This window comes from Pseudarthrobacter sp. fls2-241-R2A-127, from assembly GCF_030209355.1.
In the GTDB taxonomy this organism is placed as follows: Bacteria; Actinomycetota; Actinomycetes; order Actinomycetales; family Micrococcaceae; genus Arthrobacter.
Map to the genome: position 1 here is coordinate 83170 of NZ_JARVSF010000023.1, position 23208 is coordinate 106377.

The window sequence follows — 23208 nt, forward strand, 5'->3', positions numbered from 1 at the left end:
GCAGGACGGCGCAGGACGGGGCAACTGGTCAGGCGGCCCGGTCCAGGAGCACCATCACTTCGTAATGCGTGGTCTGCGGGAACATGTCCAGCACCCGAGCCCGCCGCGCGGTGAAGGACGGAAGGGCCGCCAGGTCCCGGGCCAGTGACTGCGCGTTGCAGCTGGAATACACCACGTGCTGCACGTCCGAGGCTTCCAGCCAGCCGCACAGCTCCTTGCCAATGCCGCGCCGGGGCGGGTTCACGATCACCAGGTCCGGTGACTCCTCCGCCGCCAACGCAAACGCGGTGGCGTCGCCGGTCTGGAATTCCATCCCCGCCAGGCCCGCCTCCCCGCTGCTGAGGCGGGCAGACACGATTGCCTCGCTGCTGGTTTCAATGCCGGTGACGGTGCGGGCCGGTGCGGCGCAGTGCAGGGCGAAACCGCCCACCCCGCAGTACAGGTCCCAGACCGATGCGGGTGCGAGCTCGTTGACCCACTCGCGGCCCTGCCGGTACAACGCCGCGGCCATGTCGCTGTTGGTCTGGAAGAAGCTTTGCGGGCGCAGGTGCAGGGTGACGTCGTTGACCCGCATGGCCAGGGTTTCCTGGCCGGTCAAGAGGATCTCCCGGTCACCTTCGAGCACGGCTTTGTGTTCCGGGTGCAGGTTGACCGAGACCACCTTCACCTGGGGCAGCGCCGCCAGCAGTTCCGGCAGGTGTTTACGGATGCGCGGCACCGTCTGCTCGGAGCGCAGGACCAGGCGGAGCATGACCTCGCCGTCGGGGGATTCGGTGATGATGACGTGCTTGAGTTCGCCGGTGCGGCGCGGGAGGTCGTACGGCGTCAGGTGGACCCGGCGGATGAAGTCCGCCAGCACCGGGAAGCACGCCAGCAGGCCGGCGGAGCAGACGCCGCACCTGCGCAGGTCCACGCCGTGGCCGTCGGCGTCGAGGATTCCGATGGTGGGGTTCCGGGCTGTTCCGCCGATCACCATCTTGGCCTTGTTGCGGAAGCCTGACTCCCGGCTGGCCACCGGTGGCAGCCATTCGAGCCCGGCGTGTGCGGACAGGAGTCCCTGGCAGTGGCGTTGTTTGCCGGCCAGCTGTTCGCTGTACGGCATACCCATGTGGGTGCAGGAACGGCAGGCGCCGGCATCGAAATAGGAGCAGTCCATGACCGCACAAGTTTACCTGTTCGCCTTCCCGGCCTCGACGTGAACGGGCGACGACGGCACCCGGCCGCGTGCCGTCGTCGCCCTTTTCACGGGAAGGGAAGCGGCGCCGGGTGTGCCTTACGGCCTGAGGGTACTTCCCGGCCCATGACCGCAGGGAGCACCGCGGCCGGTGAGGCGGCAACGCAGGCGGCTCCGTCGTCTTCCCCTGCGCGGCCGTACCCCCAGCTTGCGAAGACTGCGGGAATGCCGTGGACGGCGGCTCCCGCAACGTCGTAGCTGCGGTCACCCACCATGAGCGGGGCGGCAACGTCCACCTTCGCTGTCCGCAGCCTGCCCAGTGCCTCGGCAATGACCTCCGCCTTGCTCCACCGCCGGTCCTGGTCCGATGCGCCGCAGATCGCGGTGAAGTAATGGTCAAGCCCAAACCGGCGTGCCATGAGGACCGCCTGGTCCTCGGCCTTGGACGTGGCAACCGCCATCGGTATGCCGGCGAACCGGAGGTGTTCCAGCATTTCCCGTACGCCAGGGTATGGAACCGACTGTTGCGCGCCGGCCTCCGCATAGGCCTGCCGGTAATGCGTGAGGGCCCGCCGGGCGAGGACTTCATCGTGTCCCAATATTTCCCGGAAGGATTCGAGCATGGGCGGTCCCACCAGTCGGAGCAGATCCGCATCCGGGGGAACCGGCGCCCCCACGGCAGCCAAGGCAAGGGCTGCACTTCCCGTTACACCCGGTGCCGAATCGAGGAGTGTCCCGTCCATGTCGAACAGCACGCAGCTGAAGGCTGCCGTTCGGCGTTGGAGCGGCTGGTGCCGAAGTATCATCACTGTGTGCTTTCATTCTGGAGCCGGGCCGACTCGTGTCTGCTGTTGGGAATTCATGCGGTGAAGGGTGGACATGGACCGGGCTAGTCTTGATCGGATCGATCAGAGCATCCTGGCGGAGCTGACGCGCAATGCCCGCGTCAGCCATGCGGAGCTGGCATCGAAGGTGATGCTCTCCCGCAACGCCGTCAGGCAACGTATCGACCGGATGGAACGGCAGGGATACATCCAGGGCTATACCGTGGTGGCCGGCGCTCCGGGACACGGCACAGTTTCGGCCTTCCTGATGGTCTACCGGAAGGACAGGGTTCGCGGGGCGGACGTCATTGCCGTCCTGCAATCGATCCCGGAGGTGGTCCTGTGCGATGTGGTCAGTGGTGATTTCGACCTCCTGGTGCGCCTGGAAGCGCGTTCGCTCGAAAGGATCCAGGAGATCTGGGAGCAGATAGCGGCAACCCCCGGTGTGACGGACACGGTAACGGCAATGACCCTGTCCAACTACATCCGGCGCGGCGCGGGAGCGCTGCCGGCCTAGCCACCCGCCCGCTCCCGGCCACCCCATGGTCTGCAGCAGGACCAGGTCCCACCCTCATTGGCGCTTGATGCACACAACCTTGGGCTGGGTCATCTCCTCATAGGCGAACCGCACCCCTTCCCGGCCCATGCTGCCGTACTTGGATCCACCGAACGGCATGCCGTCGAAGCGGTAGTCGGAGGAGTCGTTGACCATGACTCCGCCCGCCTCGATGCGGGAGGCAGCCTGCAGGGCCGTGTCCAGCGACCGTGTGAAGATCCCGGCATGGAGGCTGAAGTCGGTGGCGTTCGCCATGTCCACGGCTTCCTCGAAGGTCGAGAACGGTTGAAGCATGGCCACCGGGCCGAAGACTTCCTCCAGCCAGAGCGCGCCGGAGGTGCTGACGTTCTCCAGGACCGTGGGCTGGAGTACGTTGCCCACCCTGGTGTTGCCGGCGAGGACAGCAGCCCCGGCGGCCACCGCCGCATCGATCTTTGCCATGAGCTGGTCCACGGCGGACGCAGTGATCATCGGACCCATGTCAGTGGTTTCGTCATCCGGGTCGCCGGAGACCAGCTGCGCCGTCCGGTGCAGGAAAAGCCGGCGGAATTCCCGGTAGCGGGGTTCGGCCACGAGGATGCGCTGCACACCCACGCAGTTCTGGCCTGCCGCCCAAAAGGCTCCCGAGACGCAGGCCTCCACGGCAGCGTCGATGTCCGCGTCGTCCATGATGATCACCGGGGCATTCCCGCCAAGATCCATGGAGAGCTTCTTCAGGCCCGCCGTCCTTGCGATGGCTTCCCCGGTGGAAAACCCGCCAGTGAAGGACACCATGCGGATGCCGGGGTTCGCCACGATCGCCTCCGCAACGTCCCTGTCCCCATGGAGCACCGTAAGGACCCCCGGCGGCAGGCCGGCTTCGGTGAGGACCTCCGCCAGCAGTTCCGCACTTAATGGCGTCAGGGCTGATGGCTTGAGGATGACGGCGTTTCCTCCCGCGATGGCGGGACCCACTTTGTGCACCACCAGGTTCAGGGGATCGTTGTAGGGCGTTATGGCCGCGATGATCCCCAGCGGTTCCCGGCAGTACCAACCCGTGCGGTCTTCCGAGCCCTCGTAGGAATCGAAAGGGATTACCTCGCCGGCGTTACGGCGGGCCTCCGCCGCGGAGAGGCGCAGGGTGTTGACGGCCCGCAGCACCTCCTTGCGTGCCTGTCGGATGGTTTTTCCGCTCTCCGCCGTAATGGTGCGGGCAAATTCCGTGCACCGTTCCTCGATCTTCGAGGCGGCACCATCCAGGATCTTTCCCCGGGCATGGCGGGACAACGCGCGTGCCTGCCGCGCACCTGCCCGGGCCGCCGCAACCATCCCCTCCACGGATTCCGCTCGGGCCAGGGCCACGGCGCCCACCACGCGGCCATCATAGGGGCTCACCACGTCACGGAAGACGGCCACTTCAGGGGCAATGGGTGCCAGCATCGTTTCACGCATCTGCGGCCACCCGGTTCCGGGCAGCGTGCATGTCAATAATGTCCGACAGGAGGGCGTACGCCGTCTCAACCCGTCCGGCGCCAGGCCCCGAAACGGTGACCGGCCCGAGCAGGTCGGTATTGAACGAGACGGCGTTCTGCGCACCGGAGACACCCGCAAGCCCGTGGTCCAGGGGGAGTGCCACGGGTGCCACCGAGGCGCTGACGGTTCCGTCCGGGTTCCGCCGTGCGGAGCCCACGAGTTTCCATCGGCGGCCCTCACTTGTTGCTTTGCTGAGGTCCGCTGGGGTCAGGGCGGAGATGCCTTGGCGCTGGACGTCGGCAAGGCTAAGGCCCGCGCCGAGCAGTTCGTTTGCCAGGATCAGGACTTTGAGCTGGACGTCATAGCCGTCGATGTCAGCTGTGGGATCCGCCTCGGCATATCCGCGCCGCTGGGCTTCCCGGACTGACTCCGCAAAACCGAGGCCTTCCTCCATCCGGCCCAGGACATAGTTGCTGGTTCCATTGAGGATGCCCTCGAACCCGTGGAGGGTCAGCCCGGGAAACAAGTGCTTGGCGAACCGGATGACGGGGGTCCCGCTCATCACGGCGCCCTCGAATTCGAAATGCAGCCCGTTCCGCCGGGCAAGTCCGGTGAGCTCGGCACCGTGCAGGGCCACCGGGCCTTTGTTGGTGGTGCAGACACTCTTTCCGGCTTCGAGGGCCCACCGCACATGCGAGGCAGCCGGCTCCCCGGTGGCCGGGTTGGTGAAGGTGGCCTCGCAGATGATATCGGCAGAGGACGTCCTGATGACGCGTTCGTTGTCCGGGTCCGCGGATCCTCCGTGAGCGGCGAAGGTCTCGTCAGCGGGGTTGATCCGCAAGGCCATATCCATGTCGATTCCCCCGTCCCGGACCAGGGAACCGAGGCGAAGGTCCGTGATGGCGACCACCCGCAGGCCGAAGCCCAGCTCGCGGCTGAGCTCATCACCCCGGGTTGCGATCAATTCGGCGAGGGTACGGTTGACGCCGCCGAATCCGATCAGCGCAATGTCGTAGGTGGTCATGATGCTCCTTTGATGGGGTGGTTTGGTGCTTCCATCGTGGCCCCCACCGCTGTCAGTCCGGATATGTCCAAACGCACGATCGGGCAGCCATATCGACCATTGGGGCACCACATCGACACATGACGTAATGGCCATAGGCGTGCAACATTCGCATTTTCATATGATTTTGATGACTAAATCTTCATTTTCGTGTTACTTTCGTCACTGTCGACGCGCTAACAGCTCCTCTTGGACGGGCCATCGCAACGCGGCCGTCCTTCACCCCATCCCCCCACTGGAGGCATCTCTTGGAATCTTCGACCCCCCTAACCCTCAAACCGGAGCCGGGTGCGCCACCGGCCACAGAATCGGGCCTGCGCCGCTCCATGGGGCCCCGGCACCTGGTCATGATCGCCATGGGCGGTGTGATCGGTTCCGGCTTGTTCCTCAGCTCGGGATACACCATTTCCCAGGCAGGCCCCCTGGGCGCCGTGCTCGCCTACTTGGTGGGCGCCTTCGTGGTCTATCTGGTGATGGCCTGCCTGGGTGAGCTCGCCATCGCGTACCCCGTGTCCGGTGCATTCCACATCTATGCTGCGCGGTCCATCGGTCCCGCCACCGGATTCGCCACGGCCTGGCTTTACTGGCTGTGCTGGGCCGTTGCCATCGGATCCGAATTCACCGCCTCAGGCTTGCTGATGCAGCGGTGGTTCCCCGGCGTTGATGTGTGGGTCTGGTGCCTTGTATTCGCCTCCGCACTGTTCGGACTCAACGCGGTGTCATCCAAGTTCTTCGGTGAGTCGGAATTCTGGTTCGCCATCATCAAGGTGGGTGCCATCATCGCGCTCATCGTCCTGGGTGGGGCAGCCCTCCTGGGCTTCCACCCGCTGAGCGCATCCGGAGCGCACCCGTTCCTGTTCGAAAACTTCAATACCGAGGGTGGGCTGTTCCCCAACGGATTCACCGGCGTCCTCGTGACAGCACTTGCGGTCTTCTATGCCTTCTCCGGCTCCGAACTCATTGGTGTAGCCGCAGGGGAGACCAAGGACCCCGCAACAAGCATCCCGAAGGCAATGCGGAGTACGGTCATCCGCCTCCTCGTGTTCTTCGTAGGTGCCATCGCCGTCATTGCGGCCACCATCCCGTACCAGGAAGTCGGGCTCGATGAGAGCCCCTTCGTCACCGTGTTCTCGGCCACCGGTGTCCCGTTCGCCGCGGACCTGATGAACTTCGTCATCATCACGGCGCTGCTCTCTGCCGGCAACAGCGGCTTGTTCTCCTGCGCCAGGATGCTCTATTCCCTCGCCGACGAAGGCCACGCACCCCAGGCGCTTAAGAAGTTGACGGGCCGCGGCATCCCCATGGTCGCCCTCTCGGTGAGCATGCTCGGCGGCCTGGCTTCACTCATCAGCAGCGTGGTCGCCCCGGAGACGGTCTACCTGGCGCTCGTCTCGGTTGCGGGCTTCGCCGTGGTGGGAGTGTGGATGTCCATCACTGCCTCGCATTTCTTCCACCGGCGGTCCTTTGTCCGGAACGGCGGTGACGTTTCCACGTTGCCATACCGTGCGCCCCTTTTCCCGCTGGTGCCGGTCCTGGCCTTTTCCCTTTGCGTCGTTTCCCTCATCGGCATCGCTTTGGACCCGGCCCAGGTTGCGGCCCTGTACTTTGGCGTCCCCTTCGTTGCTGCCTGCTACGCCTACTTCCACCTCAGGTACGGACGGAAGTCCCGGGCAGTCCCGGCGGACTAGCGCACCAGGTCTTACCGGGTCCCGGCGCAGGCGGCGGAAGCTCCTGCGCCGGGACACGCGTTTTGGACATGGCACGGTGTTGCTTTTGGGCCGGGAAAACCCAGCCCGTGTGAGGATAGTCTGGTTGCCGGTCGGAAGGAGCAGTAAGCGTGGACAACTCCCCGGAGGCGTCGTCCCTGGCGCAAGGGCTGAGGATCGTGCGTTTGGTGGTTGATCGGGAAAAAGCCGGCAAGCAGCTCCTGGGCGTCTCGCAGTTGGCCGCCGAACTGGAGATGGACCAGAGCCGCGTCTCCCGCCTCACGCAGGAACTTTGCGACCTTGGCCTCCTGGAACGCCGCGAGCGGGGTCCGTTCCGCGTGGGAAGCGGCTTCTTCAGCCTTGCGGCCACCCTTAACACCGGGTGGCTACGGGATGCAGGAGCGGAACTCGAGGCCCTGGTGGCCTCCACCGGGCTGCGTGCCAGGGTGTCGGTCCGTGATGGTTACCGGGTCATCCTGCTTCTGGCGTCCAGTAACGATTCGCAGGCCGGCAGCTTCGTCCAGCCCGGCATGGTCACCCCGGTCTGGTGTACCGGATCGGGCCGCGCCCTGTTGTGGGACCACCGCCGGCGCGGGTTTGAGGCTTTGCTTTCCGACGTGAATTTCGTCGGGGTCGGGGGCCCCGGCGCCCCGCATTCCAGCGCGGAGGCCTGGGAGTTGATGGCCGCGGACAAACCCCGGGGCTATGTTGTTGCCGCTGAAGAGTTCGAGCACGGCATCACTGAACTGGCCGTGCCCATCCGTGATCAGGAGGGCGGCATCCTGGCATCGCTGAGTGTGCTGGGCGGCCGGGCCGATCTTGAAGGCCAGACCGGGGAAGTGGCGGATCTCCTCGCCGGGGCTGCAGCCAGGCTCGGATCCGGTGTTCCCGCGACGCACCACTAAAAGCAGTCCACTGCACCTAGGAATGGTTGTGCGGCGAACGCCCTCCGAGCATGGCTTCAAGCCATTGCCCTTCGTTGCGGAGAGCCGTGGCGTGTTCGGCCTGCCTGGGTTCGATGCGGCTCTTCAGGCCAACCACCTGCAGCGCCGCCACTACGTCGCCCCTGAAGTCCCTGACGGGCACGGCCAGCGAGTAGAGCCCCGGTTCCGCTTCCTCGTCGACGATTGAGTAACCGCGCTGGCGTGCCTTCTCCAGGCGCGCCAGGAATTCCTCAACGTTTGCCGGTGTGTTGGGGCCGTGCTGCTGGAAAGTCACGCCCGCGAAGATCTTACGGACTTCGTCATCCGGGGTTTCCCAAAGGAGCGCCTGCCCGGCGTCACTGCAGTAGGCCGGGTAGGGCCGGCCCAGCCAGGACCCCACCATCCTGCTGCTCGCCGGGATGCTTTCCCCGACCGTTACGGTGCTGTTGCCGCTGATGACCCCCAGGAAGCACGCCTCGTCGGTCTGGCCCGAAAGGTGCTCCAGCGCGGCCGCCCCGTCCGAATGCAGCCGACGCCGGGTCAGCAGATGGGCGTCGGTCAGGACACCCCAGTCCAAGGCAAAGGTGCGCTGGGGCGTCCGCCGCAGGAAACCTTCCTGCTCCGCTGTCCGCAGGCTCCTGGAGACCTGGCTGCGGTCCTTGCCGAGGTCCGCGGCGATCTCGGCCACACTGCCGCCGGGGAGGCCGCGGGCATGGCGCTCCCCGGCAGCCAGGACTGCCATGATTCCCCGCCCCATGCTTGTTGTCCTCAACATGGTCCGAGTCTAGATGACCCTCGGCGGCGGTCAGGAGATGGCGAAGACGCGGGCGGGAAAGCCGCTTCCTTCGCGTGGCTTCGCCCAGCTGGCCACCACCACGGCCCCGGACTCCGGAAGCCCGGCCATGTCCGCCAGGAGCTCTATCTGCCAGCGGTCCCGGGCGAGGATGTAGGTTTCCAGGCTGAAGTCTCCCCGGGACGTTGCTAACCCGGGGTCCGTGTCGGTTTGCTCGTGCCCGACGGCTGAGATCGAACGTTCCTCGATAAGGAAGGAGAGCACTTCCCGGGACCACCCGGGAGTGTGGCTCACGCCGTCGGCGTCCCTGTTGGCCATGGCCTCCGCGTCCGGCCACCGCCGGCTCCACCCGGTCCGCAGGGCAACGAAGGATCCTGCGGGAATTGTTCCGTTCCGGTCCTCCCACTCCCTCAGGTCTTGCAGGGCAGGGGTGGCATCAGGATCCTCCACAACGCGGCGGGTGATGTCCAGTACCACAAGGGGAAGGATCATGTCCTGGACCGGAATCTGGTCAAGGGTGCGGCCGCCACGGATGAAGTGGGACGGCGGGTCCACATGCGTTCCCCACTGCCCCACGATCGAATACCGGTGGGCCGTGAATCCGTCGCCCTTTTCAAGATCGAACAGCGTTTCCCTGCTTTCGTCCGGAAAAGCGGGGAAACGGGGCTGCCCCGGGTGGAAGGCGTGGGTGAGGTCCGTGAACGTCCTGCCTGCCAGCGCGGACTGCAGCGCGGGCCAGGCGGCAGTGGTGGTGAGAGTCATGACGCTGCCGCCGCTGAAGGAGTCTTCCGGTACAGGCCGCCGGCAACGCTCAGCGGACCGGTCACCTCGATAACGGGCAGTTCCCACGGGTGGATGGCAACCAGTTCCTGCATGGCCCGCTCCAGGACGGCGTCGTCCAGTGCGGCATCAAAATAGGTGGTGAAAACGAACGTGGGAGAGAGGGTCTGCTCGCCCACCCGGCCAAGGGTGGGCGTGGCCCCTTCGCCGCAGGAGAATCCTTCGAACCCGATTCCGGATTCGAAGACGTGCTGGTAGTTTCCGAAATCACCAAGCTCCGGAAACTGTTGCACGGCCTTCAGGAGTTCTGCCAGCCCCGGATCCTGCTGGACCGCATGAGTATCTCCGGCCGCTATGCGACCGAAGGTTTCTGTGCTGATGGGCCAATGGACCCTCAGCTTGCGGACGCTGTTCAGGTGCACATTCACGAATTTTCCTCCTGTGATGGTCATCGATGCTGTCATGGTGACACAGAGTGATATTCATTACAAGCATGGAAACTTGTCTATAATGAGTAAAACTGCCAACAACTGACCGGAGTTGCGATGCCTCACCGCCTTTCCCTGTCCACTTCGCTTGGAGACACTGCCGCCCTGGTCTCCGACGGGGCCCTTGCCACCGAACTTGAGGCGCGCGGCTGCGATTTGAACGATCCCCTCTGGTCCGCCAAGGTCCTCCTTGAACAACCCGACCTGATCAGGGACGTGCACCGGGACTACTTCGCCGCAGGTGCGAACATCGCCACCACCGCCAGCTACCAGGCCACGCCCCAGGGTTTTGCCGCCCGGGGGATCGGCGGGCAGGAATCACTGGACCTTGTCGGCTTGTCGGTCCGGCTGGCGGACGAAGCCCGGCGGGAGCACCTGGCGGACCACCCTGACGCGGGTCCGCTGCTGGTCGCAGGATCGGTGGGCCCGTACGGCGCCTACCTCGCCGATGGATCCGAATACCGCGGGGATTACGCCCTCAGCCCGGCGGAATTCCGTACGTTCCACTGGCCCCGCATCGCTGCCTTGGTCCAGTCCGGCGTCGACATCCTGGCCTGTGAAACGCTGCCCTCCTTCGCCGAGGCGGAGGCTTTGCTGGCACTCACTGCCGAAGCCGGCGTGGACTCCTGGTTCTCCTTTACCCTGCGCGATGACGCGCACATCAGCGACGGCACACCCCTGGCGGACGTGGCCAGGTTGCTCGACGGGCACCCGCACGTTGCCGCGGTAGGGATCAATTGCGTGCCCCTGCACCTCGTGGCCCCGGCGCTCGCCGTCCTGCGGCAACACACGGACAAGCCCCTGCTCGCGTACCCGAACTCCGGTGAGACCTATCACCCGGACACCAAGACGTGGGCCGCGGCGGGGAGCGACAGCCCGGTGGATGGGGTTCCCCGGGACCTCGCCGGCGGAGCACCTGCCTGGCGTGAACAGGGTGCCCGGATCATTGGGGGCTGCTGCCGGACCACACCCGCCGACATCGCCGCCGTCGCAGCCGCCATCTAAGCACCCGCCATCCAAGCACCCGGCGGGCCCTGTCCACAGGCCAAGCCCACCCGGGAACACCGCACTGTCCCCGGGTGTTAAAGGGTGTGGAAAGAGCAATCATGGACAGCAGAACTTACACAGCACTAGTCGTACCGGCCAGCAACGCCGAGCCCATCCGCATGGAGCAGGTAGGGGTGGACGTGCCCGCCTTGGAAGCCATGGTGGACGGTCCGCTTGAATCCGTGATCCGCGGCGACTGGCACGTGTACCTGAACGCCGAAAGCGCAGCCATGCTGCTGCCGGTGAATTACCGTGCCGGCCAGCTCATGCACGAATGCGGCCTGGACCTGGACGGAATCCGAGGCACCGCCGTCTTCCTCGGCCGTGGCGAACACGGCGCCGAAGCGGACATCCCGGAGCACCTGCCCCGGCTCGCGGAGGATCTGTTCGGGGCGCCCCTGGCGGCATGACCTACCCGGCCCGCACCCCATACGTGCTGAGCACGTTCCCCTTGCTGGTCCGGGACTGCTCCTGAAGCACCAGTCGGGTCAGCGGGTCGCCATCCTCGAAGAGACGGCGGCCCGTGCCCGCGATGACCGGGTGGGTCATCAGTTGAAGCGAATCCAGCAGCCCGGCAAACAGCAGCTGGCGCACCACGGAGATACTGCCGCACACGGCGATCTCACCGCCGTCGCGCTCCTTCAGGCCGGCCACGAATTCCTCCAGCGGTGTATCCATCAGCTGCGAGTTCTCCCACTCCAGCGGCCCCGTCAGCGTCCGCGACACCACATACTTCTCCACCGGGTTGATGAAAGCCGCAAAGTCCTGGTCCGCAGAGGCATTGGGCCAGTAGCCCGCCCACTCCTGGTAGCTGACACGCCCCAGCACCACGGTGTCCACGGAGTTCATCATCCGCGTCAGCCCCTGGCCGAGTTCCTCATCGAAGCTGTCGAACTGGAACTTGAACGGTTCCGACACCACCCCGTCAACTGAGTGGAACAGGCCGGCAGTGACTTTGCGCATGGGTCCTCCATCGATCGTGTGGTCAGCCCTACGCTATGCGCCCGGCGGCGTTGGGTGGAAGGGTCCGGCAGGGCATTTTCGGACCGGGAATCCGCACGACGCCGGGCGGCCGGGTTAGTTTGGTCACTCACCGTGGCGTCTTGCGCAGTTTCGCGCGGGACGGGCCCCATACTTGTCTTGAAACGGCCTTCGCCGTCCCCCGGCCAGGCAGGAGGAATCGCATGGAAACCCTGAAAAAAATCGTGACCAACCAGTATTTCCCTGCCGGATCCGTGCTGGCGGCCGTACTGCTCTTCTGGGTGGTGGGCCTGCTCGGCGGACTGTCGCTGCTGAACAACAACCAGCCCCCGCTGACCACGCTGACCTGGCTGCTGTTCGTCTACTCGGCCGCGGTCCTCAGCCCCGTCGCGGGACTGGTGGCCGGCATCGACCTGGTCCGCCGCTGGCGGCGCAACCGTGCCGCCGCTCCGGAAACCCGCACTGAAGCCGAGGCTGGAGGCTTCGGCGACCAAACGGCGTCGGACTCCGCTGCCGAACCTGCCGCCCCTGCCGAAGAAGCTGCGCAGCCGTCTCCCGCTGCCCCGCAAACGTCGCGCCCGCCGCTGCCTGCGAAAAAGCCGCGGCAATCCGGCCGGGAAGCAGCCTAGGCTTTCCCGCCCTACCGCCCTTTCAAAGCATTGAGCGCCTCTTCGGCGTGCTGCAGGGCAGGTATCAGCCTGTCGCCCGGCTCCGGCAGCGAGAACAGATAGCCCTGCAGTGAATCGCACTCCAGCGCTGTCAGGTAGTCCGCCTGCGCCGCCGTCTCGATCCCTTCCGCGGTGACGGTCAGGCCCAGGCTGTGGGCCATGTTGATCATGGAGCTGAGGATCGGCAGGCGCTCGTTGCCGGTCCGCACCATGGACACAAAGGTCTTATCGATCTTGACCGTGTCCACGGGCAGCTCCTGCAGCCGGCCGAGCGAGGAGTAACCGGTGCCGAAGTCGTCCAGCGCCACCCGGGCTCCCGCGTCCCGCAGCGTTCCAAGCTGGTCGATCAGGCCGCCGTCGGCGTCGAAGAAAACGCTCTCCGTCACCTCCAGGACCAGCTGGTAAGGGGCCACGCCGCTGGCTTCGGCGAGCGTGAGGACCGTCTCGGCAAAGTCCGGCTCCTGCAACTGCACGCCGGACACGTTCACGGCCAGTGACCGGGACGGATCCTCGCTCAGCCAGCGCGCCAGCTGCACCATGCCGCTGGCCATCACCTCGGCCCCGATTTCGTTGATCAGGCCGGTGCGCTCAGCGAGCGGAATGAAGATCGACGGCGGCACGCGTTCGCCGCCGCGGTCCCACCGGGCCAACGCCTCCAGCTGGACCACCTGCCCCATGCGGTGTGAGACGATCGGCTGGAAATCGACCGTGATCTCGCCCCGTGGTACTGCCAATTGCAGGCCGCTTTCCATGTGTGTCCGCTGCACCAGTGCCCGCATCATGTCCGGGTGGAAACGCAGGAAGCGGTTCTTGCCGGCAGCCTTGGCCGCATACATGGCGATATCGGCGTGCCGGAGCAGCTCGGAGGGGCCCACGCTGGCTTGTCCCAGGGAGGCAAGCCCCAGGCTCAGGCTTGGCCGCAGGACCGTGCCGCTGATGGTCACCGGAACATGCAGGCACCGTACGATGCACGCAGCGATCTCGTCCGGATCGGGGCAGGCGGTCAGGAGAACCACGAATTCGTCACCGCCCAGGCGTGCCACCACGTCCGCGGTGGGCGTGCAGCCGCGGAGCCGGCGCGCCACCTCCACCAGCATGTCATCGCCGGCCTGGTGGCCAAGGATGTCGTTGACCTCCTTGAAGTCGTCCAGGTCAAGGAGCAGGACGTCAACCGTCTTCAGACGTGGCTCCGCGAGGGAATTGGCCAGCGCCTCGTTGAACACCGCCCGGTTGGCAAGCCCGGTCAAAGGGTCCTGGAAAGCCATGGCCCGCAACTTTTCGGCCTGTTCAGCGAGGTCCTTCAATGCCTGGTGCGCCTGCTCCTGCGCCTTGCGGCGCGGGGTTACGTCCCGGAAGCTCCACACCCGGCCAACGATCTTCTCACCCACCCGCTGGGGGCGGGAGTAACGCTCAAAAGTGCGTCCGTCGAGCAGCTCAACCACATCGTGGCTTTCGGCCGCCGGGTCTTCCTGGACTTCGTTCAGCCGGGCGGTAAAGGCAGCAGGATCGGCCACTTGCCCCATGACCACCCGCAGCGCCGGCTCCTCACTGTCCGCCTGCAGGAACTCGGGCGGGATGCCCCACATGGTGAGGAACTGTTCGTTGAATCCGGCCACCGTGCCATCAATGCCCATCACCAGGATTCCGTCCGCGGTGGACTCCAGGGTGGCGGCGAGCAGTGACATGGCTTCGCGCAGGCCGTCGGTGGCGGCCTGGCGGTGGGCTGTTCCCCGGGCGGACAGCAGGAGGTGCGCTCCGGCAGGGCCGGTGTGGCTGGCCGGGATGAGGGCGGGATCGGCCAATGACCCGGCGGGGAGGACCGCAACGGCAACCTCCAGGGGGAACTCGGTTCCATCGCTGTGCAGGGCGGTAATCTCGCGGGGCGGCTGCGGTTGCTGCGGTTGGGCCAGAAGCTGCCGGAACAGGTCCTCAATCTCATCGTGGAATCCGGCGGCGATCAGGAGCCGGTGGTCCAGGCCGGCAAAAGCCTCCTGCGGAAACCCGAAAAGACGGGCAGCAGCGGTGTTGGCGCAGACGATGACTCCGTCCGTGTCCAGGGCCAGCAGGGCATCCGGGCTGGCGTTCATGACCGCGCCAAAGATTTGTAATGCCACATCACTGCCACGGCCCGAAAAACCGGTCATAACACCACCCCCTCGCCATCATAAAGGGCAGATCCGCATATTGGGCGGCCCACCGGCAAAGCTGTCAGTTTGCCGTGCCTTCATCGGCACGTAAAAAGGCGCCGGACTCCCGATCGGGAGTCCGGCGCCTTTTTACGGATGGGACAAGTGGTGCGGCTACACCCTGCGGCCGCTGCGGTTGGTGATGGCTCCGTAGACCAGGAGCACGATGATCGAGCCGAGGATCGCCAGCAACCACGTCCGCAGGTCGAAGAACTCTGCCAGGCCGCCGCCGAAAATCAGCGATCCGATCCAGCCGCCCAGGATGGCCCCCACGACTCCGAGAACCATCGTGACCACCCAGCCGCCGCCCTGGCGGCCCGGAAGGATGGCCTTGGCAATAGCGCCGGCGATCAGGCCCAAGATGAGAAATCCGAGAATGCCCATTTCTAACACTCCTTGTCAGTAAGTTGTGCCGGGCCCCCATTTCCGGTTCCCTCATTCAATCAGCAGGCTTACTACTCTGCAAGGCTTTGGATATCACAGGATGGCTGTCAGTTTGGACCGGAATGCGGCCTCTGCCCGCGCCCTGGGAAGCCAGGGGGTGGGGATAGGATTTGGATGTCCTGCAACTGACCAAGGAGCCCAGGCATGCCACGCCAGACTGCCAGGCCGCGTGCGGTCTTCCTCGATATCGACGGTACCTATGCTGACCACGGGCTGGCCCCGGAGGCGCACGTGGCGGCGGTCCGGGCCGCCCGCAGCCGGGGCCACCTGGTGTTCGTCTGCACCGGACGGCCCCTGTCCATGGTGCCCGGCCACATCCTGGATGCCGGCTTCGACGGCACCATCACGGGAGCCGGTGCCAGGGTGGAAGTCAATGGAGAACTCCTTCGGGACCAGCGTTTTGAGCCGGGCCTGGCGGCGCTCATCGTGGAGACCCTCGATGCCCATGGGGCGGCCTACATCCTGGAAGCTCCGGAGGCCCTGCATGGCCGCACCGGCGTGGACCAGCGGCTCCGGGAGGTCCTTGGGCCCATCTTCGCGGGCCGCCCGCAGCACGATGGAATCCTCAGCACCGACGTGGATCCGCTGGAGGACATCCTGGGGCCGATGCAGTACAGCGACGACCTCCGGAGCACGTCCTATGCCAAGATCTCGGTTTTCGATTCGCCGGTCCCGCTGAAGCAGTTGATGGAAGGATTCGGCCCCGGCGCAGGGTTGATCCCCAGTTCGTTGTCAGCCCTGGGGGACCGTGCGGGGGAGATCTTCATGGCGGGCACGCACAAAGCAGTGGGTATCCAGGTGGTGGAGGCCCGGCTTGGGCTGCACCGGGCGGATATCGTGGCTATCGGGGACAGCGCCAACGACATTGAGATGCTGGAATACGCCGGGGTGGGCATTGCCGTGGAAGGGGGCCACCCGGGCGTCCTGGCCGTGGCAGACCGGACCACCGCCGGACCGGCGGGGGAAGGCGTGGCGCTGGCGTTCGCCGATCTGGGGCTCCTGGGCTGAACCTCAGCGGACTGCAGTTGCAGCCGGGACCGCGGCGGCAGATGTTCCAAGCCCGCGCACTGTCCAGCCGTCCGCCTGCCATGCCGCGGCGTCCAGGGCGTTCCGCGCATCCAGGACCACCCGGCGTCGGACCAGCCTGCCCGCGGCCTCGGGGCAGAGCTGCCGGTACTCATCCCACTCGGTGAGCAGCAGCACCAGTTCCGCGTCCTGGAGCGCCCGCCCGGTGGACACTTCAAACCTGAGCCGGGGGTAGCGGCGCCACGCGTGGTTGACGGCCTTGGGGTCGGTGACGGTGACGTGCGCCCCGGCGGCGGCCAACCGGTCCGCCACATCCAGGGCCGGGGAGTCGCGGATGTCATCCGTGTCCGGCTTGAAGGAGGCTCCGAGCACCGTGATGGAACGCCCTGCCAGCGTGCCGCCGCACATTTCCGCTGCGAGCTCCACCGTGCGCGCCCGTTGGCCCAGGTTCACCGAATCGACCAGGCCCATCCAGTCCTCCACAGCGGAGACGCCCAGCGCGGTGGCCTGGGTCCGGAAACTGCGGATGTCCTTGGGGAGGCAGCCGCCGCCGAAGCCCAGGCCCGCGTGCAGGTACCGGCTGCCGATCCTCGGGTCCAGCCCCATCGCCTCGCTGAGTTCGCTGACATCGGCACCCGCAGCGTCGCACAATTCGGCGACCGCATTGATGAAGCTGACCTTGGTGGCTAGATAGGCGTTCGCGGCCGACTTGATGAGTTCCGCCGTGGCGAAGTTGCAGGCAAGCCGGGGAATTCCGGCGCGGAGCAACGGTTCGTAGACGGCGTCAAGTGCCGCCGTCACTCCCAGCGGCGCGCCGGTGGCAGGGTTGAAGGCCCCGGCCCGGCCGCCGTCCACGCCGTACACCAGCCGGTCCGGCACCAGGGAATCCTTGACGGCCGTGCCCTGCCGGAGGAACTCGGGGTTCCAGCCGAGCAGCACGTCAGGCCGCGGAGCCAGCACGCCGCGAAGCATGTCCACGGTGCCCACGGGCACCGTGGATTTCCCGACGACGACGGCGCCCGCGGCCAGGTGCGGCAGCAGGGCTTCCGTCGCGGAGACCAGGAAGGTGAGGTCGGCGGCGTCGGACGTCTTGTCCTGCGGCGTCCCCACGCAGAGGAAATGTACCTGCGCTGCCTTGGCCTCGGCGGGGTCGGTGGAGAAGCGCAGGCGGCCGGTGGCGTGACCGTCCCGCAGGAGCTCATCGAGTCCGGGCTCGTGGAACGGCGCCAGGCCGCGGGCCAGCTGCGCCACCTTGGTGGCGTCGACGTCGATACCCACCACGCTGTGGCCCATGGATGCGAGCGTTGCGGCGTGGACGGCTCCGAGGTAACCGCAGCCGATCACGGAGATTTTCACAGTTTCGCTCCCTTGCTGTTGAATCGCTCCGCTGCCACCGGGACGTCCGCGATGACGTCCGTATAGTGCTGCACCAGTTCAGTGCAGAGGGCGGGCCAGGTTCGGTCCCGTACGGAGGCGTGTGCCGCGGCGGCGAACGCTCGGCGCTTGGCGTCGTCGCCTATCAGGTCCTGGACGCGGGCACGCATGGCGGTCAGGTCGCCCGGCTCGTACAGCCACCCCGTCCGCGAATTCTCGACTAGGTCCAGGGGGCCGCCCCGGCCCGTGGCCACCACCGGCACACCCGATGCCATGGCCTCCTGGATGGTTTGGCAAAAGGTTTCGAACTCGCCCGGGTGGACGAACAAGTCGAACGACGCCACTGCGCGGGCCAGCTCATCGCCGCCCAGGAAACCTGTGAAGGCCGCATCGGGCAGCGCAGCTTCCAGGGCGGTCCGCTGCGGCCCGTCGCCGACCACCACCAGTTTGGTATTGGGAATTCCGGCCAGCGCGGCGAGGTCTTCCACCTGCTTTTCCACCGCGAGCCTGCCGACGTAGCCGATAATCCGCTCGCCGCCGGGGGCAACTGAAGCCCGCCACCCGTCGTCGCGCTTTTCCGGCGAGAACCGCGCGGTATCCACACCCCGCCGCCACATCCGTACACGGGGGATACCTCGTCCGCGCAACTGGTTCAGCGCGAACGTTGACGGCACCAGGGTGCGAGTGGCCAGCAGGTGGATGTTCTCCACGCGGTTCCAGGCCCAGTTCTCCAGGAACGGCACACCGTACCGGGCTGCGTAACTGGGAACTTCGGTCTGGTAGATGGCAACCGACGGGATGCCGAGCTGATGGGCGGCCTGGGCGGCCCGCCAGCCCAGCACGAACGGCGAGGCGAGGTGCACCACGTCAGGGGCGTACTCGGCAAGGATTCGCTTGACCCGGTACACACCTCCCAGTGCCACCCGCACATTCGTGTATCCCGCCAGCGGAACCGCGGGAAGCCGGTGGACCTCCGCGCCCTTGACCTGTCCCGGCACCTGTCCGTCGTGGGCGGACGGCGCAATGACCAGGACGTCATCGCCCCGGTCCTGGAGGTGGTCCAGGACGCGCAGGATTGAATGGGTGACGCCATTCATCAGCGGCAAAAATGATTCGGCAACGATTGCGATCCTCACCCTTCAACCGTGGGTGCCGGCCTTGAAATGGCGGGGGAGAGGGCGTGGCCCGCAGGGAAAGGTTGGGTGAACAGCTGCCCTTGGACCCCAAAAACTACTAAGTAGGCTTGGCATTTGATGCTAAGCATGCTTACCTTGTGGAGGTAGCCAGCGCGGGCCTCAAGCAGCCGGGGCAGGGGCCGGACACCGGGGCGACCCGGTGCCCGGGCTCCGGGCTGGCCAGCCCGGCACAAAAGACAAGACCAAGGAGACGTCATGCTCAACAGGGAAAACCTCGAAAGCCTGCTTGCCAAGAGCGGCAACGTCGTGGGTACCGATGGTGCAAAAATTGGTTCGATCGGCCAGCTCTATGCCGACGATGAGACGGGTGAGCCCACCTGGGTCACCGTCAAGACCGGCCTCTTCGGCACGTCCGAGACCTTCGTCCCGGTCGACGGGGCCCGCAGCGAGGGCGAGGACCTGGTTGTTCCGTTCACCAAGGAGCACGTGAAGGATGCTCCCCGGGTGGACGCCGACGGCCACCTCACCCCTGAAGAAGAGGACCGGCTGTACACCTACTACGAGCGTGGTGCGCGGACGTACTCGGAAGCCCGCACCGGCATCGAATCCGACGCCGATGATGTGGACCTGCAGGGCGACGCCGACCTGAACGCCGGCACGCCCACCGACGGGATCACCGCCGAGCGGGACACCGCACCCCGGCTTCGGAAGTACGGGCCGACGGCCTAGCCCGCTTCCGCAGTGAACGGCGCCGGGAGCCTTGGGGGTTGCCGGCGCCGCACCGTTAAACGCTGGTGCACCCACGCTGTATGCCGTGGGTGCACCAGCCAGTAGGACGAATATCTTCAGAACTTACGGTTCATCTCTCATTCGCGGCTCCTGTTTCCCGGTTTACGGATCCGGGTCCTTGGCCGGCGCGGGTCACGTCCGGCGGCCGGCACGAATCGCAGTGCGTCCTGGTGCACGGGGCGTTGGTTTCAGATACCAATTTTACGGCGGGCCCTCCCAAAAAGCGCCGGACAGCCCTTCATTTGATTGTGCACTCAGTGCCGCCGCGGAGCCTGTCGTTCGCGGGCAGGACGCACCCGGCGTGACACCATGGAACACGATGAAACTGCGTGCTGATCAGACCGGAAACCGTGGCCTTCCCATGCCTTTGTGGCTGCAGGGCGCCCTTGAAACAGCTCAGGCGGCCATCATTTCCGCACTGGTGGTGATAGCCCCCATCATCGCCGTCTGGGCCACCGCGGGTTTCCAGAACGGGCAGTTTGAGGTTTTGGCCCGCCTGGCCGGCCAGTCCTGGCTCCTGGTCCACGGCGTGCCCCTTGAACTCACGGGAGCAGGGCCGGCCCCGGCAGCGCACGGGGGTTCGGACGTCCTGAACCTGATTCCACTTGGACTGACCCTGATTCCCTTCCTGCTGGCCTGGCGGGCCGGCCGCCGCCTGGCCCGGGCCTCCTACACCGACCAACTGTGGCAGGCGCTGCTGGGCTCGTGGGTGGTGTACGCAGCCTTCGGCGTGGCCACCGGTTTCGTATGCCGCAGCACCGACGTCGTCATCAACCTCTGGTACGCCATGCTGGTTCCGCTGATTCCCTACGGACTGGGCATGGTCATCGGCGCCCGCAGGGAGGCAGGCTCCTGGAGCCGGCTCATCGGCGTCGACGCCGTGGACTGGATCTCGCGCACCAGCCAGCACTCCCGCTGGGCCGGCTCCTACTTCTCGTCTGCGGCGAAGGCAGGCTTCGTGGCCGTGGTCTCAGCGCTGACCCTGGCCGCCGTGCTGCTGGCCGTGGACCTGTTCATCCACTGGAACCTCGTGGTTTCCGTCTATGAAGCGCTCGACGCCGGTCCCGTGGGCGGTGCCGCCCTCACCATTGCGCAGCTCGGCTTCCTGCCAAACCTGGTGGTATTTGCCCTGGCATGGACCTCGGGGTCGGGTTTCGCCATGGGCGTGGGGTCCCAGGCCGGGCCGCTGGGCACCGCGGTGGGGCCCATGCCATCCGTCCCCGTCCTGGCGGCCATCCCTTCGGGCCCCATGGACTATGCGTTCGTGGCGTTGATCGTCCCGGTGCTGGCCGGCGTGTTGGCCGGGTGGTGGTTCCTCCGGGAGGGGGAGAACCACTTCGACGAATGGCTCGCCATCAAGATCCATGCGCGCTGGTTCACGGCCACCGTCTCCACCCTGGTGCTCGGGGTCCTCACCGGGTCGGCCGCCGGAGTGTTGACGATGTGCCTGGCCTGGGTGGCCAGGGGGTCCGCCGGGCTCGGCCGCCTGACCGATATCGGGCCCGACCCGCTCTGGACCGGCATGTGGGTGGCAGCAGAAGTCGGCGTCGGAGTCGTCATCGGCTACGCCGCCGGGCCCTGGCTGGAACGGGAAGACAGCGCTGCCGCCGAACGCGACGCCGAACTCGTCAGCTAGGAGCTTCGCCGGCCGGCGCTAACCCATCTTTGCGGGCAGCACATCCTGGAACTGCGTCACGCACGCCTGCGTTGCCCGGTCCGTCAGTGCCCGGGCCACGCACCCCTGGTAGTCGCGCACCTGGTTGAAGAAGACCATGGCGGTGACCAGCAGCGGCACCATGACGAGGGCCACCACCAGGCCCGAAATGGTGCCAACGAGAACCAGCTTGGATTCCTTCAGCCGGATGGTCCTTGCCAGCAGGAATATCCCCAGGACCATGCCGGCCGCCGTGAGGATGGTTGACAGCCACAGGTAGTTGACGTCCAACTGGTAGACGAACAGCGCGCCAAAGACCGAGACCAGGAACATCCGGAACAGGGCAAGGGTCTTGGTACGGGAGGCTTTTGCTGCCTCGCTGAGCGGGGGCTTGGCCTGTTGCTGCACGCCCCGGCCCGGTTGGCTGTTCATGTTTTCCAGCGTACGCGAGCGTGCACCTAAGCTGGACCAATGCGTATCGTCGTCCTCGTCTCCGGCACCGGGTCCAATCTCCAAGCAGTTATCGACGCCGTCAAGGCGGGGGAACTCGACGTGGAAATCGCTGCCGTGGGCGCGGACAGGGAGGGGACCTTCGGCGTCGAACGCTCCGCCGCGGCAGGCATCCCCACGTTCGTGGTGGACTTCAAGTCCTACCGGGACCGCGCAGACTGGAACGCTGCCCTGACCCACGCGGTGGCCGCCTTCAAGCCCGATGTGGTGGTGTCCTCCGGCTTCATGCGGATCGTCAGCCCGGAATTCATCGACGCGTTCAACGGCAAGTACCTGAACACGCACCCCGCGCTGCTCCCGGCATTTCCCGGGGCCCACGGTGTACGGGATGCCATGGCCTACGGCGTGAAGGTGACCGGCTGCACGGTGCACTGGGCCGACGCCGGCGTGGACACCGGGCCCATCATTGCCCAGGAAGCGGTGGCCATCGAAGACTCTGACACCGAAGAGACCCTGCACGAGCGCATCAAGGTGGTGGAGCGGCGGCTGCTGGTGTCCACCCTCGCCGCCCTCGCCGCGGATCCCGCCCCACCCAACTGACTCGCAGTTGTTGTCGTTTTGAGCCCGGAAAACGACAACAACTGCCAGCCAGATGTCCCAGGCCCTCCCGGCCTGTGGATAACTCCAAGCGGGGAGTCTAAATTTGCAACGATGTTGACGTGAAGACCCCCAGCCCGCTCCCGGGCTCTCTCCTGAATCGGCCGTTTACCTTCCAGGAAGCGGTCGACGCCGGTATAAGCCTCAGGAGACTGCGTCACCATGGGCTGCACGCCCCCAGCCGCGGCATTAGGATTCCGGGCGCGGCGGCCCCAGCTGGTCCGGAGGCCATATCCAAGCCGGAGGTTGTCCGGCCGTTTACGACGATCACGGCATTCTCCGCTGCGTCGCACGCAACCGCTTTCACGTTTTGGCAATTTCCGGGGTATTTGCCCGGGGAGAATGACCGTCGCATCCATATTTCCCGCCCCGACACGATGGCTATACCGCGCCGCCGGGGAGTCGTAGGCCATGTGGGGCAGTTCTTTGACGACGAGATTGTCTGCGTGGAGGGGCTGCTGGTGACCAGCAGGCCCCGTACCTGGCTGGACAACGCCAGAAAGATGAACGTTGACGAACTAACGGTCGTGGCGGACCACCTGGTCAGGATCCCGAGAGTTGCCTTTGAGTCCCGATCAGAGCCATACTGCAGCCTTGAGGACCTGGCCCAGATGCTGGACCGGCACAAAGGGACGCCAGGCATAAGGAAGGGCCGCCTGGCGCTGGACCAAGCACGAGTGGGCTCCGACTCTGCGCAAGAAACGCGTTTGAGGCTGGCACTGGAGAATGCAGGCCTTCCCGCGGCGCGGTTAAACGTGCCCACGCAACTGGGCGACGGCGTCGTGCGTCAGCCGGACATGAGCTACCCGGGATACCGGGTTGCGGTGGAATACGACGGCGAAGCGCATTCCACAGCGGGCCAGGTGATCAAAGATATTGCCCGGGAGGAAGACTTCAACCGTGCAGGCTGGCTACTCGTCAGGATTTCCAAACGACACATGGACAACAACGACGCCGGGCATGCGGTCTCGAAGGTAAGGGCTGCGCTGCTAAGTAGGGGCTGGTCACCGTGAGAAGTGCCCACGGAGCCGCCGGCG

24 protein-coding genes are annotated in these 23208 nt (G+C 66.0%); 11 read left to right on the forward strand and 13 right to left on the reverse strand.

Features of this window, described 5'->3' with window-relative positions:
• Positions 1-28: 28 nt before the first annotated feature.
• Together rlmC and QRN53_RS15545 are read right to left on the reverse strand one after the other, a co-directional pair.
• Positions 29-1156, reverse strand: coding sequence for a 23S rRNA (uracil(747)-C(5))-methyltransferase RlmC (rlmC, locus tag QRN53_RS15540; RefSeq protein WP_285244738.1), 1128 nt, complete (start codon positions 1154-1156; stop codon positions 29-31).
• Between the two features lie 86 nt (positions 1157-1242).
• Positions 1243-1929: an HAD hydrolase-like protein gene (locus tag QRN53_RS15545; protein WP_285244739.1), complete on the reverse strand. Its 687-nt coding sequence runs from the start codon at positions 1927-1929 to the stop codon at positions 1243-1245.
• A gap of 124 nt (positions 1930-2053) precedes the next feature.
• Between QRN53_RS15545 and QRN53_RS15550 the strand changes: the two genes are divergently transcribed.
• Positions 2054-2515: an Lrp/AsnC family transcriptional regulator gene (locus QRN53_RS15550; RefSeq protein ID WP_285244740.1), complete on the forward strand. Its 462-nt coding sequence runs from the start codon at positions 2054-2056 to the stop codon at positions 2513-2515.
• Between the two features lie 54 nt (positions 2516-2569).
• Here the strand turns inward: QRN53_RS15550 and QRN53_RS15555 are convergent, their stop codons facing one another.
• The gene (locus tag QRN53_RS15555) at positions 2570-3985 is read right to left on the reverse strand and encodes an aldehyde dehydrogenase family protein (protein ID WP_285244741.1); all 1416 of its coding nucleotides are present in this window, start codon (positions 3983-3985) and stop codon (positions 2570-2572) included.
• Positions 3978-5030, reverse strand: coding sequence for a homoserine dehydrogenase (locus QRN53_RS15560; RefSeq protein WP_285244742.1), 1053 nt, complete (start codon positions 5028-5030; stop codon positions 3978-3980). Before QRN53_RS15560 ends, QRN53_RS15555 begins: the two co-directional genes overlap by 8 nt.
• 287 nt (positions 5031-5317) lie before the next feature.
• Here QRN53_RS15560 and QRN53_RS15565 point away from each other — a divergent pair, with 287 nt between their 5' ends.
• Both QRN53_RS15565 and QRN53_RS15570 read left to right on the forward strand, forming a co-directional pair.
• Positions 5318-6757 (forward strand): amino acid permease, encoded by a 1440-nt coding sequence (locus QRN53_RS15565; RefSeq protein WP_285244743.1) that lies wholly within the window; start codon positions 5318-5320, stop codon positions 6755-6757.
• A 149-nt stretch (positions 6758-6906) separates the two neighbouring features.
• A complete protein-coding gene (locus tag QRN53_RS15570; RefSeq protein ID WP_285244744.1) occupies positions 6907-7680 on the forward strand; it encodes an IclR family transcriptional regulator in 774 nt (257 codons plus the stop codon).
• A 16-nt stretch (positions 7681-7696) separates the two neighbouring features.
• Here the strand turns inward: QRN53_RS15570 and QRN53_RS15575 are convergent, their stop codons facing one another.
• The 3 genes from QRN53_RS15575 to QRN53_RS15585 are packed head-to-tail and all read right to left on the reverse strand — an operon-like array spanning position 7697 to position 9723.
• Positions 7697-8473, reverse strand: a complete 777-nt coding sequence (locus QRN53_RS15575) for an IclR family transcriptional regulator (protein WP_285244745.1) — start codon at positions 8471-8473, stop codon at positions 7697-7699.
• Positions 8474-8503: 30 nt separating this feature from the next.
• Entirely contained in the window at positions 8504-9253 is a 750-nt protein-coding gene (locus QRN53_RS15580) for a cyclase family protein (protein WP_285244746.1), read from the reverse strand.
• Positions 9250-9723 (reverse strand): hypothetical protein, encoded by a 474-nt coding sequence (locus tag QRN53_RS15585; protein ID WP_285244747.1) that lies wholly within the window; start codon positions 9721-9723, stop codon positions 9250-9252. Before QRN53_RS15585 ends, QRN53_RS15580 begins: the two co-directional genes overlap by 4 nt.
• A gap of 93 nt (positions 9724-9816) precedes the next feature.
• On the opposite strand from QRN53_RS15585, the gene mmuM reads away from it, so the two are divergent.
• The gene (mmuM, locus tag QRN53_RS15590; protein ID WP_285244748.1) at positions 9817-10764 is read left to right on the forward strand and encodes a homocysteine S-methyltransferase; all 948 of its coding nucleotides are present in this window, start codon (positions 9817-9819) and stop codon (positions 10762-10764) included.
• 101 nt (positions 10765-10865) lie between these two features.
• On the forward strand, positions 10866-11216 hold the full coding sequence (locus QRN53_RS15595; protein ID WP_285244749.1) for a DUF3846 domain-containing protein: 351 nt from the start codon (positions 10866-10868) through the stop codon (positions 11214-11216).
• A gap of 1 nt (position 11217) precedes the next feature.
• Here the strand turns inward: QRN53_RS15595 and QRN53_RS15600 are convergent, their stop codons facing one another.
• The gene (locus QRN53_RS15600; RefSeq protein ID WP_285244750.1) at positions 11218-11769 is read right to left on the reverse strand and encodes a dihydrofolate reductase family protein; all 552 of its coding nucleotides are present in this window, start codon (positions 11767-11769) and stop codon (positions 11218-11220) included.
• 221 nt (positions 11770-11990) lie between these two features.
• On the opposite strand from QRN53_RS15600, the gene QRN53_RS15605 reads away from it, so the two are divergent.
• Positions 11991-12416, forward strand: a complete 426-nt coding sequence (locus QRN53_RS15605) for a hypothetical protein (protein WP_285244751.1) — start codon at positions 11991-11993, stop codon at positions 12414-12416.
• A gap of 11 nt (positions 12417-12427) precedes the next feature.
• On the opposite strand, the gene QRN53_RS15610 is transcribed toward QRN53_RS15605, so the two are convergent.
• Together QRN53_RS15610 and QRN53_RS15615 are read right to left on the reverse strand one after the other, a co-directional pair.
• On the reverse strand, positions 12428-14599 hold the full coding sequence (locus QRN53_RS15610) for a putative bifunctional diguanylate cyclase/phosphodiesterase (protein WP_285244752.1): 2172 nt from the start codon (positions 14597-14599) through the stop codon (positions 12428-12430).
• A gap of 156 nt (positions 14600-14755) precedes the next feature.
• Positions 14756-15025, reverse strand: a complete 270-nt coding sequence (locus tag QRN53_RS15615) for a GlsB/YeaQ/YmgE family stress response membrane protein (RefSeq protein ID WP_285244753.1) — start codon at positions 15023-15025, stop codon at positions 14756-14758.
• A 204-nt stretch (positions 15026-15229) separates the two neighbouring features.
• Between QRN53_RS15615 and QRN53_RS15620 the strand changes: the two genes are divergently transcribed.
• Entirely contained in the window at positions 15230-16093 is an 864-nt protein-coding gene (locus QRN53_RS15620) for an HAD hydrolase family protein (RefSeq protein ID WP_285244754.1), read from the forward strand.
• A gap of 3 nt (positions 16094-16096) precedes the next feature.
• Here the strand turns inward: QRN53_RS15620 and QRN53_RS15625 are convergent, their stop codons facing one another.
• Both QRN53_RS15625 and QRN53_RS15630 read right to left on the reverse strand, forming a co-directional pair.
• Positions 16097-17467, reverse strand: a complete 1371-nt coding sequence (locus QRN53_RS15625) for a UDP-glucose dehydrogenase family protein (RefSeq protein ID WP_285244755.1) — start codon at positions 17465-17467, stop codon at positions 16097-16099.
• Positions 17464-18621 carry a glycosyltransferase family 4 protein gene (locus tag QRN53_RS15630; protein WP_285244756.1) on the reverse strand — a complete coding sequence of 386 codons (1158 nt, stop codon included), beginning with the start codon at positions 18619-18621 and terminating at the stop codon, positions 17464-17466. The genes QRN53_RS15625 and QRN53_RS15630 overlap by 4 nt, the downstream gene beginning before the upstream one ends.
• A 255-nt stretch (positions 18622-18876) precedes the next feature.
• Between QRN53_RS15630 and QRN53_RS15635 the strand changes: the two genes are divergently transcribed.
• Together QRN53_RS15635 and QRN53_RS15640 are read left to right on the forward strand one after the other, a co-directional pair.
• A complete protein-coding gene (locus QRN53_RS15635; RefSeq protein ID WP_285244757.1) occupies positions 18877-19350 on the forward strand; it encodes a PRC-barrel domain-containing protein in 474 nt (157 codons plus the stop codon).
• Positions 19351-19729: 379 nt separating this feature from the next.
• A complete protein-coding gene (locus QRN53_RS15640; RefSeq protein WP_285244758.1) occupies positions 19730-21046 on the forward strand; it encodes a cell division protein PerM in 1317 nt (438 codons plus the stop codon).
• A gap of 18 nt (positions 21047-21064) precedes the next feature.
• Here QRN53_RS15640 and QRN53_RS15645 read toward each other — a convergent pair whose 3' ends face one another.
• Entirely contained in the window at positions 21065-21496 is a 432-nt protein-coding gene (locus QRN53_RS15645) for a hypothetical protein (RefSeq protein WP_285244759.1), read from the reverse strand.
• A 39-nt stretch (positions 21497-21535) separates the two neighbouring features.
• Here QRN53_RS15645 and purN point away from each other — a divergent pair, with 39 nt between their 5' ends.
• Positions 21536-22114 carry a phosphoribosylglycinamide formyltransferase gene (gene purN, locus QRN53_RS15650; protein ID WP_285244760.1) on the forward strand — a complete coding sequence of 193 codons (579 nt, stop codon included), beginning with the start codon at positions 21536-21538 and terminating at the stop codon, positions 22112-22114.
• 119 nt (positions 22115-22233) lie between these two features.
• Positions 22234-23184 carry an endonuclease domain-containing protein gene (locus QRN53_RS15655; protein WP_285244761.1) on the forward strand — a complete coding sequence of 317 codons (951 nt, stop codon included), beginning with the start codon at positions 22234-22236 and terminating at the stop codon, positions 23182-23184.
• Positions 23185-23208: the final 24 nt, after the last annotated feature.